This window comes from Novipirellula herctigrandis (assembly GCA_007859835.1).
Classification (GTDB): domain Bacteria; phylum Planctomycetota; class Planctomycetia; order Pirellulales; family Pirellulaceae; genus Novipirellula_A; species Novipirellula_A herctigrandis.
Genome location: SJPJ01000001.1, coordinates 7,362,021 through 7,380,783 on the forward strand (window position 1 = coordinate 7,362,021; position 18,763 = coordinate 7,380,783).

The window sequence follows — 18,763 nt, forward strand, 5'->3', positions numbered from 1 at the left end:
CAATTCCTATCACCAAGATCATAGACAGCCACATGAAGATTCCTCTACATCTCATTGTAATTCTTCTGCTCGCGCCACCGACATCGACAGCCCTCGGGCAGGACGCATCCGGCTCTGAAAAGGTTGCCGGTGGTACTGGTCAACTTGAATCGGCCACGCCCCCAAGAGCGGATCCGAAGAGTTTGTTCAACGGCAAGGACTTGACCGGTTGGCATGTCGACGTGCCTCGCAAGGACAAGAATCCGGACATCAAACCGACGTTCATTGTCCGTGACGGCAAACTTGTCAGCCTTGGCAATCCGCAGGGACATCTGATCACCGATGCGAAATACGAGAATTATCGTCTTGAGGTCGAATACCGTTTCGCAGGCAAGCCGGGCAACTGCGGTGTCTTAGTGCATGCTTCAACGCCTCGAATGCTCTACAAAATGTTTCCGAAATCAATCGAAGTTCAGATGAACCATACGCACGCTGGCGACTTCTGGTGCATTGGTGCAGACATTACCGTTCCGGACATGATCAACCGGCGAGGTCCAGAGGAGAATTGGGGAGTGATCGAAGGAAAGGGCCGACGTATCCTGAATCTGACAGATGGTTCCGAGAAGCCGATCGGCCAATGGAACAAAATGATCATTGAGTGCGTTGATGATGCTGTCAAAGTGAGGGTGAACGGCGATCTGGTTAACCACGGAACAAAGTGCTCAGTCACAAGCGGTCAAATCGCACTTCAGGCAGAAGGATCGGAAGTCGAATTCCGCAAATTGTTACTCACCCCAATTAGGAAACTGATGGACTGATCGTATTGCATTGCTTGCGTGTCGTCTCGTTGGCTAGGCCGGTTGTTTCTCGCTACTCACCAAATTGCTCAGGCGTTTTCCATGCTTCGTTCTAAATCGATACTCGTATTGCTCGGACTATTGGTCGCCTGCTGGTTAGCCGTGCCCGTTCAATCTGAACAACCAAACGTTCTGTTGATCGCGATTGACGATTTGAACAACTGGGTTGGTTGTTTGAATGGGCATCCGCAAGCTCGTTCGCCCAATATCGATCGACTTGCTGAACGCGGTACGTTGTTCACCAACGCTCATTGTCAGGCACCAATCTGTAATCCGTCGCGGACCAGCATCATGTATGGAATGCGGCCATCGACCAGCGGCGTATACATGAATTCGCCACTACCATGGACCGTGGAGTCTTTAAAGAACCGCGTCACATTATCGCGTCATTTCGCTGCGAGCGGTTACAAGACCTACACTGCGGGCAAGATCTATCACGGCTCGGGGTTGCCTCCCGGTGACTTTGACGAAGTCGGTCCCCGGCCTGGACAGCGACAAAAAATGGATGAACGTCTAGTCCCCGAGACGCGCGACGGGGCCAAAGGACTATGGGATTTCGGCGGCCAGTCTTACAAAGAAGAGCTGTTCCAAGATTATGTCGATGCGTCGTGGGCGATCGACGTCATTGGTAAGCAATCCGAGCAACCGTTTTTCGTGGCGGTCGGCTTCTATCGGCCCCATGTTCCTCTCTATTCGCCAACTCGAGTGTTCAATGCAATTCCGGCTGATACGATTCAACTACCGGAGGTCAAAGACGGTGACCGCGACGACCTGCCAGGCATTGCAACCAAACTGACGAAGGCTCCTGCGGCGCCCGCTCATTCATGGTTTGTGGAAAGCGGACGCTGGAAAGAAGCCGTGCAGTCGTACCTAGCCTGCGTCCGTTGGACCGACGAACAAGTTGGTCGTGTAGTTGATGCCCTGGCAACCAGTCCGCATGCGGACAATACGATCGTTGTCCTATATTCGGACCATGGCTTTTTTCTGGGTGAAAAGGAACGTTGGGCGAAGCAATCGCTTTGGGAACAAGCCACTCGCGTGCCTTTCATCATCCGTGTGCCGGGCATGGAACAGGGCAAGCGATGCAAACGTCCTGTTGAGTTGTTGTCGATCTATCCTACGCTGATCGAATTGTGTGGATTGCCAACCCGAGAGGGACTAGAAGGTGTCAGCTTGAAACCGTTGCTGGAAAACCCAACTGCAGAATGGCCAAATGTGGCATTGACGACGTTTGGCAAAGACAATCACACCGTCCGCAATGAAACGCATCGGTACATTCGATACAGCGATGGGAGTGAGGAACTCTACGATTTGCGAAACGATCCGAACGAATGGAGCAACCTTGCTGGCGACGAATCGCTGACGAGCCTGAAAGCTGGATTGTCAAAGTTTTTTCCCGATTTTAACGCCGAACCAGCCAGAGGCGGCAAACGCAGAAAAGCAAACAAGTAAACGCGTAAAAGTACTAAACGGTATCGATTCACACTCAGTTTATAAATAGTCACATGAAGACCCACTTACAAATTATTGCCATTTTCCTTCTTACGTTATCAACGTCGGTCGCAGCCGACAAACCAAACGTTGTGATCATTTACGGAGACGATGTTGGTTACGCCGATGTCGGAGCCTATGGATCGAGGCTTATCCCCACGCCGAACATTGACAAACTTGCCAGCGAAGGCCTGATGTTCACCGATGGGCACTGTTCGGCAGCGACGTGCACGCCGTCACGCTTCTCGATGCTGACCGGAATTCACGGCTTCCGGCATGGCGTACGAGTGCTCGCTCCGAACGCGCCGTCTAAGATCACGCCGGAGATGTTCACTTTGCCGCAGTTGTTTAAGACGGCGGGCTATCACACGGCAGTGATTGGCAAGTGGCATCTGGGAATCGGAGACGGCAAGACGCCGGTGGATTGGAACGGCGATGTCAAACCCGGTCCTTTAGAAGTCGGGTTCGACTACTCGTTTCTGCTGCCTTCGACAAATGACCGTGTTCCCTGTGTTTATGTTGAGAACCACCGCGTCGTGAATCTCGATCCTAAAGACCCGCTTTACGTTGGCAAAAAGCCCGACGAAGTGGTCTGCACGGAATATCCGGACGGTAAAGAGAATCCAGAGGCGATGACGTACTACAGAAGCAGCCACGGTCACAACAATTCCGTGATCAACGGAATCGGCCGCATCGGAAAACAGTTCGGAGGCAAGTCGGCCTTGTGGAACGACGAGACGATGGCCGATGTGTTCGTGGAAAAGACAAAGGCATACCTCAGCTCTCGGAAGGCTAATGAGCCGTTTTTCCTCTATTTTTCGTCACAGGATATTCACGTTCCGCGAGCGCCGCACCCCAGGTTCAAGGGCAAATCGAAACTGTCTTACCGAGGTGACGCGATGGTGCAGCTGGATTGGGCTACCGGCGAGATTCTCAAGGCACTCGACTCTCAGGGCCTTTCCGAAAACACGATCGTCATTTTCTCTAGCGACAACGGCCCTGTCTATGACGACGGATACGAAGATGGCACCACCGTGCGGACTTCCACCAAGGAAGTCGATCGCGGCCATGATGCATCCGGTCCGTACCGAGGTGGCAAATATCAGATCTACGAAGGTGGCACGCGAGTCCCGTTCATCGTGAAATGGCCGGGGCACATTCAACCGGGCAAGTCAGACGCGATCGTAAACCAGATCGATTTCACAGCGTCGTTTGCCAATCTGCTGGGCGTCACGCTCGAAGATGATCAAGCCATTGACAGCCGGAACATTCTACCGGCATTACTAGGCAAAAGCGACAAAGGCCATACTTACATGGTCGAAGAAGCTGGTCGCAAACTCGCGTTGAGGCAAGGTTCGTGGAAGTACGTTCAAGGTGCGAGGAAACAGTCTGGAAAACAGAACCAATCCGGAGAACTCTACAACCTTGATTCCGACATCGGTGAGCAGCAGGACGAGGCGAAGGAAAATCCAGCTCTTGTCAAAGAGATGCAGGCACTACTGGATTCCCTTGTCGAAACGACGAGTGGAGTCAGAAATCACAACGGTGACTCGCCAGACGAAGGCAACCAATAATGAATCGCAATACGATGAGACGCTTGGTCATGCTAGTCATGATCCTCGGAGCATTCGCAACGGATTCGTTCGCAGCTGACAAGCCAAACATATTGTTCGCGATCGCAGATGATGCAACCTGGCGACACTTCGGAGCCTACGGCTGTGAATTCGTGGAAACACCCAACTTCGATCGGGTCGCCAAGCAGGGTGTTCTATTCAAAAACTGCTACACAACCAATCCGAAATGCTCGCCGTCGCGTGCCACGATCCTGACCGGACGAAACACATGGGAACTGGAAGACTCGTGCAACCACTTCGGAATCTTTTGGAACAAATTTAAGGTCTATCCCGATCTACTGGAGGCCGACGGATACCACATCGGACACACCGGCAAAGGCTGGTGGCCGGGCGACTTTCAGACCGGCGGTTTCAAACGGAATCCGGCTGGCCCCGTATACAACAAAGCGAAACTCGATCCTCCAACGAGCAGCATCTCAAAAACCGATTACACCGAGAACTTCCGGACATTCCTCTCCGAACGAACCACCGGTCAGCCATTCTACTTTTGGTACGGAGGCAACGAACCGCACCGCTCGTACGAGTTCGGAACCGGTCGAAAAGTCGGTGGCAAGAAACTTGAAGACGCGGAGGTTCCTCCGTACCTGCCAGATGAGGAAATCGTCCGCGAAGACATCCTCGACTATGCACTGGAGATCGAGTGGTTTGACAAACATCTTGGCCAGATGTTGCAGATGATCGAAGCAGCGGGTGAACTAGACAACACTCTCGTCGTCGTAACGAGCGACAACGGCATGCCGTTTCCTCGCGTCAAGGGGCAGATTTACGACGACGATTTCCACATGCCCATGGCCGCCTGCTGGGGCAAGCACATCAAAGGCGGTCGAGTCGTCGACGATTTCATCAGTTTCTCAGACCTCGCTCCGACGTTCCTGGAGGCGGCTGGTATTGAACCGCAGCACAAGATCACCGGCAGAAGTTTCATGGACATCCTGCGCTCGGAGAATTCGGGGCAGATCGATCCGACACGTAATTTCATCGTTGTCGGCAAGGAACGACACGATCGTGGTCGGCCCAACATGGAAGGGTATCCCGTTCGCGCCATCCGAAACGAATCATTCATGTATGCCGTGAACTTCGAGCCTGATCGTTGGCCCGCCTGTGATCCACCAGGATTTGGGAACATCGACGGCTCGCCCACAAAGCGTCGCATCATCGAGATGCACGAGCAGGGCAATTCGATGTATTGGGACTTCGCGATGGGAAAACGGCCCGCTGAAGAACTCTATCGTATCGATCGCGATTCGCACTGCATCAACAATCTGGCTAACCAACCGGAATACGCCGAGACCAAGGCTCAACTTCGCAACCAGATGTTCGAACTGCTGAAGCAGCAAGAAGACCCGCGTGCTCTTGGCAATGGCGCTGTTTTCGATCGCTTTGAGTATGGAAGCTTCAACGGTAAATCGAAGCAGCGGGTTGAAGAGGCGTCCCGCAAAATCGGGAATCGCAAACCTAAGGGGCGCCAATGAGAATGCTGCCGCATGTCGAAGCCCTCTGGTCGGGGAAAACGACTTCCAATTGAACAGCGGTGGGAAGGTGATGGTTGGCTCAATTCCGAACTGACTCAACACTGGATGGATCTGTATCGTCGAGAACGGCAAGCGGGAAGGCAGACGCGGAAGCCAGCCAGAGAGAACAGGAGAACGCACGTTTAAACCCAGAGGCCAACCACTTCTCCTTTTCACTACGAGGATCGACTACCGAATCCCGATTGCGCTAAGTATCAACTATTGTGCGGAAGGGGCCCAACGCAGTTTCTGTGTGGTTTCAAACTGTACGTCGCAATCGTTTGCGCCAATTTGGCCATAGCGGCTTGCCCCATTGGAAATGAGCTTCCTAAGTTCACGAGTCATCCGTCGCACCGTTTCTGGATGCTGATCTGAAAGATTCTCTGCTTCAGCAATGTCGTTGTTCAGGTCATAGAGCTCTGCAATCGTTGGCTTGCCACGCGACAGATTCAAGTTTTTCTCGCCAAGCTTGTAAACTAGTTTCCAAGAGCCTTTGCGGTAGGCGAATTCCCCAAAATTGGAATGGTTCACCATTCCTTTTCGAAGTTCCGAGGTTTCGTTTGCGGCATTGGTGCTGGTTGCGGTGCTGAGAAAACTGTAGCTATCGACTGCGGCTCCGTCTGGGAGTGCGGCGTCGACGACGTCTGCAAAAGTTGCAAACATGTCTGTAAGACAAACCATGTGGCTATTGCTTACATTCGCTGCAACGTGGTCGGGCCAACGCACTACAAATGGGACGCGATGTCCGCCTTCCCAGACATCACCTTTGTGGCCGCGAAAGGGACCACTGGGCATATGCCCCGCCGCGATCAATTCTGGCCAACCGGTGTAATGAGAATGACCGTTGTCCGCCGTGAAGATGACGATCGTGTTGTCTGCGATTCCGGCGTCATCGATGGCTTGGATAACTTGACCAGCGGACCAGTCGGTTTCCATCACAAAATCGGCGATGGGTGCAATACCACTTTTGCCTTTGAAATTTTCTGACGGCACGATCGGTTCGTGTGGTGAGGTCATTGAGAAAAACAAAAAGAATGGCTCTTTTTGTTTTGCGCGGTCATGAATTTGCGACACCGCTCGGCGGGTAATTTCGGGGAGTATCTGGTCGAACTCCCAGCCAGGTGCCATCGGTTCGCCTTCAAATCCACGTGGCATTACGGTCCCTTGGGCCGAGTCATATTTGTATTGATCGGTTGGCTGAACGGTGACGCGATCGTTTTCGATCCAGCAGAACGGCGGCATGTTCGGAAGAACGACGCCAAAGTAGTCGTCAAATCCACGATCAACTGGACCACCGCCGATCCGCTTTTCAAAATCCCATTTGATCTTTTTTTGCGAGTTTCGTGCGAGCGGTGCCATCGTGGGCTTTTGCGGCCCTTCCCAATCCCAGCCAAGATGCCACTTACCAATGATGGATGTGTGGTAACCGTGGTCTTTCAGGAATCCGGGTAGTGTAGGGCAGTCGGCAGCAATCAATGGTGGTTCGTAGGAGGCAATAACCCATTCTTGCATGCGGGTCCGCCAGCAATACCTACCGGTTAACAATCCATATCGGGTTGGTGAACAAACCGCCGACGGGCTATGGGCATCTGTGAAACTCATTCCTTGCCGGACAAGCTGGTCCAGGTAGGGTGTTGCAATTTTGTTTTCGGGGTAGTGGGCTTGAATGTCCCCGACTCCGAAATCGTCTGCCAAGATCACGACGATGTTCGGTTTTGACTCGTCCGCAACAGAGGCAAGCCCAGTGAGAACAACACTTAGCGTAGTAAGTAATCCAGTCAATAATCGTTTTCTTGTCATTGAAGCTATTCTCGTATGAATTCGATGGTGTTGGGACATTAGCATATCAGATAGTCCTGTTCTCGACACAAGATGGGGGTTGTCATGTACAGCCAACTCGCTTCGCGAACTCACAAAATCGAATCGGTTGTCGGCCTATTACGCATCGGACGATCGTAATTTCTTCGGCATGTAGCGACTCGTGATTCTCGGCATCACACGTGCAACACTCGATAGGCAGCTAGAAAATGGGGGCGGATAGCCGATTGCAACCGGGCGTTTCCGTTGCGCGGCTCATAGCAAGTTCTCAACACGGCACGCCGAATTTTGGACGCTGACGCAAATCGCCAACGAGTTGTCGCAATGTACAACCGCGACTGCGTCAGACTGGTATAAATATGCTTTACTAGCTAAGCGTGTTAGAGTTCCGCCCCGCGGTGCCCCAAGACGTACCAATCCCAAAGGCAGGTAGCAGGATAGGTCCCCCATTTGCGAGATAGCCGGTCGATGGCCTTGAAATTCCCCAAAGAAATACGCCAGCGTCATGCGGGTCGTGTTGCATTGTACTGCGTTGCGTTCTTCGTATTACAGTTAACGCTTCAAACTGCGTTGATGGCCAATGAAGCTGCATCGAAACCGAACGTTCTCTTTATCGCCGTGGATGATTTGCGGCCTGAATTGGGCTGTTACGGTGAGACGGCAATCCGCACGCCAAACATCGACAGACTTGCGTCATCCGGTGTCGTGTTTAATCGAGCTTATTGTCAGCTTGCTGTGTGCAACCCGTCGCGGGTCAGCATGATGACCGGGTTACGCCCGGATTCGACCAAAGTGTGGACTCTTGACGTTCGGTTTCGAGATACAATCCCTGATGCCGTCACGCTGCCGAAACAGTTCATGAAGCATGGCTACCACGCGGTGTCGTACGGGAAGATTTTCCACAATCCGTGGCCGGACAACGAGTCTTGGAGCGAGCCGCACGCTTGGCCGAAGAGTTCACTGTGGTCAGATGAGGCCAAAGCTCAACATGCGGAGTTTCGCAAAAAGATGCGTGCCGATGGCCATACCGAACGTCAAGTGAACCGGATTCGCGCGGTAGCCACCGAAATTGTCGACACGCCTGACCACAAACATGTTGATGGTGCTATTGCTGAGCAGGCACTCGCTGCGATGAAGCGGCTTGCGCAACAGGACAAACCGTTCTTCCTGGCAGCAGGATTTGTGCGACCGCATTTGCCATTCGTCGTGCCGCGGAAGTACTGGGACCTATATCAGGCGGATTCAATCAGCCTAGCGCAGAACTCGTTTCTGCCAAACAACTCTCCCGCGTTCGCCATGAATACCATGTACGAATTGCGGGACTACATGGATTTCGACGGGACACCGACTCCGCGAGATGGATCGCTTACCGAGGCTCAACAGCGGCGACTGAAACACGGTTACTACGCGTCCGTCAGTTTTATCGACGCGCTGATCGGTCAGCTGCTGGATGAACTCGAACGACTCGATCTTGCCGACAATACGATTGTCGTGTTGTGGGGCGATCACGGTTGGAAGCTGGGAGAGCACAACAGCTGGTGCAAACAAAGCAACTACGAGATTGACGCTCGCGTCCCACTTATCATCCGGGCGCCCGACGCGTCAGCCACGATTCGGAAGACAAACGCGCTGGTCGAACTCGTGGACGTCTATCCCACGCTTTGTGAGTTAGCCGGCTTGCCGGTATCGGACCATCTCGAAGGTCGGAGCATCGTTCCACTTCTGTCAGAACCGGATCAAACCTGGAAACAGGCGGCGTTCAGCCAATTTCAACGCAGGCACGGACGGACGCCGTTGATGGGGTATTCGATGCGAACCGATCGTTACCGTTACATCGAGTGGCAGGATCGAATAACCCAAGAAGTTGTTGCGAAGGAATTGTACGACCACCGGATCGATCCACACGAAAACACAAACGTCGCTGACGCAGCCGAGCATCAGAACACGATCGTCGAATTGAACCGCCAGTTGTGGGCCACTCTGCCGAGACCACCGACGTACGAACCTCCCAAACCGCGACGCCCGCAGGCCACGTTTCGGAATCGCGGTGACGTGTCGTTGACACTGTTCTGGATCCAACCAGATGGCAAAGAAAAGCAGATTGGCATCATTCATCCCGGAGCGGAAACGCCGCGAAACACGACACTGGGTCATCGATTCCGTATCACTGGGCCGGGTGGATTCAGTAAGACGTTTGAAATCAAGAAGCAGAATCAGTCATTCAATATCAAACCTGCCCCAAAGCCTGCTGCGACTGGCAATAGTCGACGGCCCAACATCGTTTTCTGCATGGCTGACGACTCGTCGTGGCCGCATGCCAGGATACTTGGGGACCCGGTTGTGAAGACTCCCTACTTCGACGGCATCGCCCGCGAATTGATCAAAGGTGAGGGAGCGTTCTCGTTTGCCATCGATCCTTTGCCCTCGAAGCAGTTCCGGAGGCTCAGCCAAAGCGATTCCGAAGTGAAGCCGTTCGCAGATCTAGCGTTTGCGGCAGGTGCCAACGAGGTACGGTATGAGCTTCGCACGGACCCGCATCAGCTGAGGAACGTCGCCGGGCATCCCGATTACGGAAACACGCGCGAGCAACTTTGGAGCCAACTAAACTCCGAGTTGAACAAGAGTTGCATTCCGTCGTAGGCATCCGGCCGCGGACAATAACTGACCAACCCGTTGGAATTCAAACATCAAAAGCGAACAGAGAAAGCGAACACCGAAATGACGAATGAACACCGGAAATCTGAGAAGCAAACGAATCGATCGCTGCTACTTTTTGTCCTTCTGCTGTCTGTGGTTGGGGCCAAAGATGTTGTAGCAAACGCCCCCCCGCGTCCCAATATTCTTTTCTTTTATGTGGATGACATGGGTTGGGGATCCATTGGTCCAAATGCTCAAGCCGCACGAAAAGCGAAGAATCTGCCTTATGTGCGCACGCCCAATCTCGATCAGCTTGCTGCTGAAGGGATCAATTTCAAACGCGGCTACGGTTGTCATGTTTGTTCACCTGCCCGGTCATCGCTGCAAACGGGGTTCCATCAAGGACACACATTCGCTGATCGCAATGATCCCGACAACGCCAAGAAAGCCATCCGCGCCGATGATGTAACCATAGGCGACGCGCTCTCGGATGCCGGCTACGTGACCGGCTACTGGGGCAAATGGGGATACGGTGGCTCGAAAGACAAAACCAATCCTGTGATCGAAAACGTTCAGACGCTTCCAACGTCGCACGGTTACAAATTTGTGCTAGCTGAATTGCACCACGTGCGTGCCCATACCTTCTTTCAGCCAACACTTTGGAGTGCCCCCGCAGCGACGAAGTCCATCGGCGGTTTGGAACTCATCCCCAATTCGATGGCGGAGTACAAGAACAGAAGCTATCCCAACACTCCGGCGTTGCAAAACGATGCGAATTACCCAACGACAGCTTATTGCGACGATGCCTACGCGTTCGCTGCGCTGGACTTCGTTCGCAAACAGGGACAGAACTACAACCAAACGGGCCAGCCATTTCATGGGCTTCTTGCGGTGCAGATTCCTCACGCGCCGTTCGGAGAAATCGCCACACTGCCCGATTGGGACAACGCTTACGCGGACGACCCGCATTACAAATCACTCGCGGATCAAACGCGACAGTGGGCTGCCATGGTCACCCGTATCGACGCGCACTTCGGAAACATCCTCGCTGCTCTCGACGACCCAAACAACGACGGCGATACGTCCGACTCCATTGCCGACAATACGCTCGTCGTCTTTCAATCGGACAACGGTGGGCCAAGCGGCAAGAACAATGTCGAGCTTGATGCAAACGGTGGACTCAGTGGAACCAAGGGCAAAATACAGGAAGGCGGAATCCGCGTTCCGCTTCTTATGCGATGGCCAGCTAGAATAACTGCCGAATCGAAGTTGAAGGCTGGCACCAATTGCGACATGGTCGTGGACGTGACTGACCTGCTGCCCACGTTCTGCGAACTTGCTGGTGCCCCTGTTCCATTGGGAATCGACGGCGTATCCATCGCCCCTGCACTTCTAGGCAGCGGTCAACAACGCCATCGGGAGTTCATCATTCACGAAGCGGGCAACGGTCAATCCATCATCCGCAGAAATCACAAACTCGTGCGTTCGAACAACTCGCCACTCAAACTCTACGACCTCGAAGCGGACCGCACCGAAACAAGTAACATCGCTGCGAGACATCCGCAACTTGTGAAAGAACTCGAAACGTTGTTGCTTGGTGAACGCGTGGCCGAACCAAGAGGATTTGCGAACACTTACCACCAATGGACGGGGCAAGACGGTGCTAAGACCTCCGACGCAGACAATTGGACTGACTACAAGTACGCCAATGAAGGGATCAGCTACATGACCGATGATGGCGCTCCTCAGTTGTCGTGGACGGCGCGGATCGCCAACACCAGTGATCAGCCGCGGACTGCCCAAGTCGACGCCGACATGGAAGTTCTCGGTCTTGAAGTCAGTGGCAACGCCACTGAAAATGCGAACCAGTCGCTCATTCTGGGGCCGAAGGTCAACCTCACTGGACGGAACGAGATTCGTCTGATGCCTGACGCGACGCTTACGGTGAACGGTGGAGTCGTGTCGACGCTCCGTTGGATCGACCTCCACGCCGGCGCTACGCTCAACGGCCACGGTTCGATTAACGCGATCATCTACAATTGCGGCTCCGTCATTGCAACCGGTGCCAAGCAAACAGCATTTCACATTGATGGCGACTACCATCAATCCGATAGCGCCAAGTTGAATTTGATGATCTCAGGTAACAAACCGGCAATCCAGGTGACCGGAGCAGCAAACCTCAGCGGTGCACTTGCAATCACTATCGCGAAAGCGTTCAAACCGATGCCCGGAACGTCCTACACCGTTCTCACGGCAAATCGAATTTCGGGCGAGTTTGCCAACCCACGTGGTGAAGTTATTGGTAGCGACGGTTCTCGCTTCATCATCGGCTATTCGAAATCCGCCGTGACTCTCAGTGTGAAATAGAAAGTGGCAGCTCGTTGCATGACGGCAAGGCAGTCAAAATTAAGACGCGGCCAGGAGAATCACCTGCAGCTGCGTCGGTAAATGCTATGCATGATTGTACAATCCCATCTCGTCCATCTCGAAAAATGGCTGTGTTAAAGGGAAGACCGAACAAGAGTTGTCGATGGCCAAAAAACGCAGCAGAAAATTCAGGTAAATGAGACGCTACAGCCAACGACCCAAAGCCTATTCACATCGCTCCACTGACGCAGAACCCAACCCAACTGAAAGCTCCATGCTTAGAAACCTGTTCGTCTCGATCGTACTTGCACTCACCTTTGTGGCACCAACACGGCTTCATGCCGCAGAGAAACCCAACGTCCTTTTTATCTCTGTTGACGATCTCAATGACTGGATCGGTTGCCTGGGCGGTCATCCTCAAGCCAAGACCCCCAACATTGATCGGCTTGCCGCTAGCGGAGTGCTCTTTACAAACGCACATTGTCCCGCCCCGGCCTGCAATCCTTGTCGAAGCGCGATCATGACGGGCATTTCGCCTCATGTTTCAGGGCTGTACGACAACCGCCAAAAGATGCGTGAGATCATGCCAGATGCAGAGCTGCTGCCGAAGTATTTCTCTCGGCACGGATATTGGTCAGCTGGTTCCGGCAAGATCTTGCACTACTTCATCGACGCGCAATCGTGGGATGAGTACTACCCGCCAAAGGAAACAGAAGACCCGTTTCCCCGCACGCTGTACCCAAAGAATCGACCGGTCAATCTTCCTGTCGGAGGTCCATGGCAATACAAGGAAACCGATTGGGCCGCTCTTGATGCAACCGACGAAGAGTTTGGTGGCGATTGGCTGGTCTCGAAATGGATCGGTGAGCAGTTGGAGAAGAAGCACGACAAACCGTTCTTCTTGGCTTGCGGAATCTATCGTCCTCATGAGCCATGGTTTGTTCCGAAAAAGTACTTCGATCAGTTTCCGCTCGAAGACATTCAGCTGCCCCCCGGCTACAAGGAAGACGATCTCGCAGATTTACCACCGGCAGGTCAGAAGCGAGGCCCGAATCGATACTTCCCACACATTCGTGAACACGGCCAGTGGAAGCAAGGAATTCAAGGCTACCTCGCGTCGATCGCTTTCGCCGATGCGATGGTCGGCCGGGTGATTGACTCCCTGGAAAACGGACCGAATCATAAGAACACAATTGTGGTTTTATGGAGCGACCACGGTTGGCACCTTGGCGAGAAACAGCATTGGCAAAAATTCACGGGCTGGAGAGTCTGCACTCGAGTCCCTTTGATTGTTCGCGTCCCGAATGGCGCGCCAGGATTGCCGCAAGGCACCAAGGCAGGAACGACATGCGATGAACCGGTGACTCTGCTGAGTCTGTTTCCAACTCTGACACAGCTCGCTGGCCTGCCTGACATGGAAACAAATGATGGCCCCAGTCTTCTACCCTTGCTTGCAGATGCCGACAGCGATTGGCCACACGCATCCATTACGTATCTCAGCAAGCCAGGCAGCTACGGACTCAGCGACAATCGCTGGCGTTACATCGAATACGAAAATGGTGACCGAGAGTTGTACGACATCGAAACGGATCCCTTCGAGTGGGAGAACCTAGCCGAAAAGCCGGAGCAGGCAGACAGAATTGCCGCACTTCGCGCCCATGCGCCGACAAAATTTGCCAAGTTTGTGGCCGCAAGCGATGAGTCACTCGTCAAGCTGAAGTGGCATCCCGCTGATGATTCAGCAAAGCTTGTGTCAAAGCCAGATGGCGACAAGTTCGATTTAGTCTTCTCGAACAAACGTAACCATCCTGTCAAAGTGTTTTGGATGGATCGGCAAGGCAATCCGAAGTCCTTTGGCACGCTGGAGGCAGGATGGCGTAAGCCACTAAAAACTCGCCCTGGGGCCGTTTGGTTGATTACCGATGCCGAAGAAAATCAGCTTGGGTATTTTGTTGTCGGCGACCGCACGGCACACGCAATCGTCCCCGCGAAATAGCAACGGAGCAACATCGATGCCACAATACTTACGCACGCGGACTGCCCTGTTTCTATGTAGCCTGTGCCTACTGGCCGCCACCGTGCACGCACAGGCCACGGCTGCCGATCGACCAAACGTACTGTTCATTTCGGTCGACGACTTGCGTCCCGAACTCGGTTGCTACGGCAATGAAGAGATCAAGACGCCTCACTTCGACGCATTTTCAAAGCGAGCAACCACGTTCACGCAAGCTTATTGCCAAGCTGCCGTTTGCGCGCCGTCTCGTGCTAGCGTGATGACCGGGCTGCGACCTGACTCAACTCGCGTCTGGGATCTGCGAGGGAATTTTCGCCAGAACCTTCCGGATGTGGTGACGCTACCGCAACACTTTCACAAGCATGGTTACCACACCGTGTCGATGGGCAAAATTTTTCATAATCACATGCCCGATCGTGTCTCCTTTGATGAGCCTGATTTGCGACCGGCGAAGTACATGACGGCTGAGTTGATTGATCGAGAGCCGGAGTCGTTTTATCACGACGATGCCCTGAACGCAGAATTGGTTCGCATTAGAAAACGCCGACTCGAAAAGAACCCCAACGCCTACGCCGACGGCTGGGCCTACGGTCGATCGACCGAGTCCTTTGACGCACCGGATAGCGAATTCTATGACGGTGCACAGACCGACTTGGCAATCCAGACGCTGGGTCGATTGAAGGAAAAAAAACAGCCGTTTTTCCTGGCTCTGGGATACTACCGACCTCATCTACCCTTTGTCGCACCGACGAAGTACTGGGAACTCTACGACCGCGATCAACTCTCGATGGCGAGCAACCCGTTTTTGCCAAAGAACTCACCAGTGATGGCAATGAACTCCGCCTACGAATTGAAGGGATGCTACGATCTGGAGCATGTCAAGCATCCGTCCGTTGCAAAATTGACCGAGCAAGAAGCCAGACTACTAAAGCATGGCTACTACGCATCGGTCAGTTTCGTTGACGCATGCCTTGGAAAACTCTTGAAGGGGCTTACCGAACACGGCCTCGACAAGAACACGATCATTGTCGTCTGGGGCGATCACGGTTGGAAACTGGGCGAGCATGGTAGCTGGTGCAAACAAACCAATTACGACATCGATCTTCGCGTACCGCTTTTAGTTCACGTGCCAGGGCAAACTTCTAGCGGTGCCTGTCGAGCGATTGTTGAACTCGTCGATCTCTACCCGACACTTTGCGACGCCGCTGGCATTGCGATTCCAGACAACATGGAAGGGACAAGTTTCTTGCCGCTGCTTTCAGATCCGGAATTGAATTGGAAGTCTGCAGCATTCAGCCAGTTTCATCGCAGTCCACGGGTGACTCCCGACGGAGGACGTTACATGGGCTTGTCGATGGTGACATCACGATACCACTACGTCCAATGGCGAGATTGGAATCACGTCACGGGCGTCGCCGGAGATCTCGTAGCGGTCGAATTGTACGATCAACAGGTCGACCCCAGCGAGAACACGAATATCGCAGGGCTCGACAAACATCAGCCTCTCGTGACGAAACTTTCGCAGCAACTCCACCGTGGCTGGCAGTTCGCGATGCCTGTCGAGTAATACTGCGGTGGAGTCATGGTTCCAACTGGCCAACACGCCGCAGAGGTTGCGGGCGGTGTGCGACCGTCGCTGGTAAACTATTCTTTCGGACCGGACGGGGCGGGCACTGGCTGCCCCTTGGTCACTTCGGGCGGCGTGTCGGAGTCACGGACTGAAAGATCGGCATAAATGACTCGATAGTTCTTCGAGTCCTTTGGCCGATACCAGAAGATCGGCGTGTCGGCCGCGCCAAACGAAACGCCTTTGCCCACGTAATGCGCGTTGGCGTTCGGCGAAAGGCGGATGGCGAAATTCAAACCTCGCTGAATTCGTTGCAGAATTTCATTGATCTGGTCTAGCCCGAATTCCTCGGTCTCCTGCGGCTGGGCTTCCCCAACTTCTTTGGTCTTCAGCCCGTGGGTTTCAATAAACTCTTCCATCTGCTCCGCAATCTGCTCTTCATTCAGCTTCCCCTCGATCACCGTGTGCATCAGCTCCTCTAACTTGCGCCTCTGCACTTCGTTGGGCTTCCCGGTCGCTGGAGCGAGATTCTCCCAAAAGTTCTGAGTCATCATCCGGAGAGTGGCCTTCTTCCCAGCGATTGTTGTCGTCGTCAGGAAGTCAAGTGAGTCCGGAAAAGCGCCGTCGAACAGTTCGCTGTATTCGCGGAACATTTCGATCAGATCCTTCTCTCCCGGCGCGGCCGGGGATCCATCGGCCTTCGCGTTGCGTACCGTGTAGCCGGCCGGCGGCTCAAGGCTGAACAACGACTCGTCCATATCAACGTTGAACTCAAAGTCGCTGAACGTCGTTTTCACACTGCCTTCCATTCCCGAAGTCATTTCGAGGCGGACCGGTAGACCGGTTTCAGGATCGCCCCACAAACTAAAGTCGTGGGGCTGGCTACGAATATGGAACCCGACGACCTTGCGCCCGTCGATCTCCTTCTCGCCCAGTCGTTCGTGTTCGATGCCTGGCTTATCCTCAGCAACGTGCTGGAACAAACGCAAAAAGACAAAGGCATCGTATTCGAGAGTCTCGTTTTTGCGATTGCGGGTGGAAGTGATGACTGTAGCCGTTTTAGACGCGGGATCCAGAGTGAGACTCTTGCCCTGGCTAAAATCCTGAATCACCACAAACTTCGGCATGTCAGGCAGTTCCGTCACCTGACGCATTCGAGTTCCGCCCAGCGTCATTATCTCGCTCGTTATTGTCCGCGCGGGCGGACCCTTCGTTTCAATAATCATCTTGCACTTAACGGTCTTCGCTTCGAGGATCGGGGCAGCGAAGTCGGCAAAAGCGAGCACCACGCCGCCGCCCTGGAACAACATGGCAACTCCGATGGCCAAAACAATAATGGCTGCTGCCGCAATGCGAGAAACTGGGGAACGCATGATCCACCTCCATCTGTTTAGGGAACGTGTCAATCGCGAGGGCTGAATCATCTCCGCCTGAGCGCAAACGAGGGGCCGCCGAGTTTCCTCCGAGGCGACCGCCGACATCACTCGCTCGACAATGCCGGTTTCCGCGACGTTGACCGGCAATTGTGCATCAGCAAGCGCGCCGCACAACTGTGTCAGTTGCCCAAAACGCTCGCGACAATCGGGACATGTCTCGAAATGCCGACGAACATCTCGCTCTTCGTCTGTGGATAGGCAACCGGCCGCCAGCAAGCTGATCGGCTCGGCCCAAAGTTCGCAGTGGTGATGGAGATCATTCATGGTTGCTATCCCGTGATTCCCGGGTCGAAGTGAAAAGGTTCACCTCAAGATTCATTTGCCGCAATTTTCCCAGCGCGTGATGCAATCGCGACTTCACCGTCCCCAAAGGACAGCCAAGAGCCGCGGCCATCTCATCCAACGTCGCCCCTGCGAAAAAACGCAACTCCACAACCAGACGATGTGCTTCCGGCAAGCTCGCAACCGCTTGGCGAATCCGGCTGGCATCTTCGGAGGCCTCCGCAGAACGACTGGGCGTGCGTGAAGTGCATGGCATTTGGCCAATAGCATCGGGTGTGGCAGACCTGGCGGCGTTCTGGTTTCGCCGTCCTTTCAAGAACCGGTGCCGTAGAATGCCGTATAGCCAAGTGGAAAACTTGCAACGACAATCAAAACGTGCCAAGGATCGCCACGCTTCGACCAGGGTCTCTTGTGCAAGATCTTCAGCCCAGTGGCCATCCTTGCAAAGAGCGATCGCGCATCGCCACAGGCGTGCTGCGTGCTGTTCGGCGAGCTGCTCGTAGGCACTCACCTCGCCGGCCCGGGCACGGTCAATCAACTCGCGTTCATGGTCTTCGGAGATGTTCACTGTATTGGTGATTCCACGGTTGCCGCCAAAAGGTTCACTCGCGAGAACACTTTCTTGTGAATTTCCGGCAGACCCCTGTCAAAATCGGCGTTTAGTGCATTTTTACATAGAACGTGAGTTTCAATTCGTAGCCACGTTCGCCAAAACGTGGCCCACCGTTTGGCGACGGTGGCTACGGCAAAGATCAAAATCCCCTAACTGAACAAAAGCGGAGCTATCTACTTGGTAGGCCGTCGCGGCTTGAAGCTCCAGCAGTACGGCGGCAGGAAGTAATTCGTGATACGCAAAGCCTCGTTCGGGGTGAAGACCGCATTGGTCAAGGAGGTGTGCCAAAACGTTGACCCTAGCATAATTTCCGAATCTGCTTCGGATTCATCGTCCGTCGCGGTTTCGGAGTCTGCATTTCCATGCGGCGGTGTTCCTGCCCGCCGCCATCTCAAAACGACTCCCGTTGGGCGCGTCGGGGGGGAAAGCCCGAAGCCATTTTGATGGCTCGGATCTCCTCGGCCGGCGTATTCCGCGACGGATGGCCAGCCGCGGTTCCGACAAATCAAGTTCGAACTGTACTTGAGCGAGAGTCTTGCGCGATTGGAGAATTGTTT

General features: G+C 53.9%; 12 protein-coding genes. 8 read left to right on the forward strand and 4 right to left on the reverse strand.

Annotated elements, in window-relative coordinates:
• The first annotated feature begins 32 nt into the window (after positions 1-32).
• The 4 genes from CA13_RS26790 (at position 33) to CA13_RS26805 (ending at position 5,433) form a co-directional block, all read left to right on the forward strand.
• Positions 33-797, forward strand: coding sequence for a 3-keto-disaccharide hydrolase (locus tag CA13_RS26790; RefSeq protein ID WP_146401930.1), 765 nt, complete (start codon positions 33-35; stop codon positions 795-797).
• 81 nt (positions 798-878) lie between these two features.
• The gene (locus CA13_RS26795; RefSeq protein ID WP_146401932.1) at positions 879-2,288 is read left to right on the forward strand and encodes a sulfatase; all 1,410 of its coding nucleotides are present in this window, start codon (positions 879-881) and stop codon (positions 2,286-2,288) included.
• A 53-nt stretch (positions 2,289-2,341) separates the two neighbouring features.
• On the forward strand, positions 2,342-3,901 hold the full coding sequence (locus CA13_RS26800) for a sulfatase family protein (RefSeq protein WP_146401934.1): 1,560 nt from the start codon (positions 2,342-2,344) through the stop codon (positions 3,899-3,901).
• Positions 3,901-5,433 (forward strand): sulfatase family protein, encoded by a 1,533-nt coding sequence (locus tag CA13_RS26805; protein ID WP_146401936.1) that lies wholly within the window; start codon positions 3,901-3,903, stop codon positions 5,431-5,433. Before CA13_RS26800 ends, CA13_RS26805 begins: the two co-directional genes overlap by 1 nt.
• A gap of 258 nt (positions 5,434-5,691) precedes the next feature.
• Here the strand turns inward: CA13_RS26805 and CA13_RS26810 are convergent, their stop codons facing one another.
• Positions 5,692-7,272, reverse strand: coding sequence for a sulfatase family protein (locus tag CA13_RS26810; RefSeq protein WP_419194874.1), 1,581 nt, complete (start codon positions 7,270-7,272; stop codon positions 5,692-5,694).
• A gap of 486 nt (positions 7,273-7,758) precedes the next feature.
• Here CA13_RS26810 and CA13_RS26815 point away from each other — a divergent pair, with 486 nt between their 5' ends.
• The 4 genes from CA13_RS26815 (at position 7,759) to CA13_RS26830 (ending at position 15,875) form a co-directional block, all read left to right on the forward strand.
• Positions 7,759-9,930 (forward strand): sulfatase-like hydrolase/transferase, encoded by a 2,172-nt coding sequence (locus tag CA13_RS26815; protein ID WP_419194875.1) that lies wholly within the window; start codon positions 7,759-7,761, stop codon positions 9,928-9,930.
• A 78-nt stretch (positions 9,931-10,008) separates the two neighbouring features.
• On the forward strand, positions 10,009-12,294 hold the full coding sequence (locus CA13_RS26820) for a sulfatase-like hydrolase/transferase (RefSeq protein ID WP_146401940.1): 2,286 nt from the start codon (positions 10,009-10,011) through the stop codon (positions 12,292-12,294).
• A 274-nt stretch (positions 12,295-12,568) separates the two neighbouring features.
• Positions 12,569-14,290, forward strand: a complete 1,722-nt coding sequence (locus CA13_RS26825; protein ID WP_146401943.1) for a sulfatase-like hydrolase/transferase — start codon at positions 12,569-12,571, stop codon at positions 14,288-14,290.
• Positions 14,291-14,306: 16 nt separating this feature from the next.
• Positions 14,307-15,875, forward strand: coding sequence for a sulfatase (locus tag CA13_RS26830; protein WP_419194876.1), 1,569 nt, complete (start codon positions 14,307-14,309; stop codon positions 15,873-15,875).
• A 77-nt stretch (positions 15,876-15,952) separates the two neighbouring features.
• Here CA13_RS26830 and CA13_RS26835 read toward each other — a convergent pair whose 3' ends face one another.
• The 3 genes from CA13_RS26835 to CA13_RS26845 form a co-directional block, all read right to left on the reverse strand.
• Positions 15,953-17,575 carry a zf-HC2 domain-containing protein gene (locus CA13_RS26835; RefSeq protein WP_146401945.1) on the reverse strand — a complete coding sequence of 541 codons (1,623 nt, stop codon included), beginning with the start codon at positions 17,573-17,575 and terminating at the stop codon, positions 15,953-15,955.
• On the reverse strand, positions 17,568-18,161 hold the full coding sequence (locus CA13_RS26840; RefSeq protein WP_419194877.1) for an RNA polymerase sigma factor: 594 nt from the start codon (positions 18,159-18,161) through the stop codon (positions 17,568-17,570). Before CA13_RS26840 ends, CA13_RS26835 begins: the two co-directional genes overlap by 8 nt.
• Before the next feature lie 120 nt (positions 18,162-18,281).
• Positions 18,282-18,494: a hypothetical protein gene (locus CA13_RS26845; protein WP_146401949.1), complete on the reverse strand. Its 213-nt coding sequence runs from the start codon at positions 18,492-18,494 to the stop codon at positions 18,282-18,284.
• Between the last annotated feature and the right edge of the window lie 269 nt (positions 18,495-18,763).

What these genes read in the sequence shown, in the direction of transcription:
- CA13_RS26800 (WP_146401934.1), top strand. Translation starts at nt 2,342, where the DNA reads ATGAAGACCCACTTACAAATTATTGCCATTTTCCTTCTTACGTTATCA.
- CA13_RS26825 (WP_146401943.1), top strand. Translation starts at nt 12,569, where the DNA reads ATGCTTAGAAACCTGTTCGTCTCGATCGTACTTGCACTCACCTTTGTG.
- CA13_RS26805 (WP_146401936.1), top strand. Translation starts at nt 3,901, where the DNA reads ATGAATCGCAATACGATGAGACGCTTGGTCATGCTAGTCATGATCCTC.
- CA13_RS26790 (WP_146401930.1), top strand. Translation starts at nt 33, where the DNA reads ATGAAGATTCCTCTACATCTCATTGTAATTCTTCTGCTCGCGCCACCG.
- CA13_RS26835 (WP_146401945.1), bottom strand. Translation starts at nt 17,575, where the DNA reads ATGAATGATCTCCATCACCACTGCGAACTTTGGGCCGAGCCGATCAGC.
- CA13_RS26815 (WP_419194875.1), top strand. Translation starts at nt 7,759, where the DNA reads ATGGCCTTGAAATTCCCCAAAGAAATACGCCAGCGTCATGCGGGTCGT.
- CA13_RS26810 (WP_419194874.1), bottom strand. Translation starts at nt 7,272, where the DNA reads ATGACAAGAAAACGATTATTGACTGGATTACTTACTACGCTAAGTGTT.
- CA13_RS26820 (WP_146401940.1), top strand. Translation starts at nt 10,009, where the DNA reads ATGACGAATGAACACCGGAAATCTGAGAAGCAAACGAATCGATCGCTG.
- CA13_RS26795 (WP_146401932.1), top strand. Translation starts at nt 879, where the DNA reads ATGCTTCGTTCTAAATCGATACTCGTATTGCTCGGACTATTGGTCGCC.
- CA13_RS26830 (WP_419194876.1), top strand. Translation starts at nt 14,307, where the DNA reads ATGCCACAATACTTACGCACGCGGACTGCCCTGTTTCTATGTAGCCTG.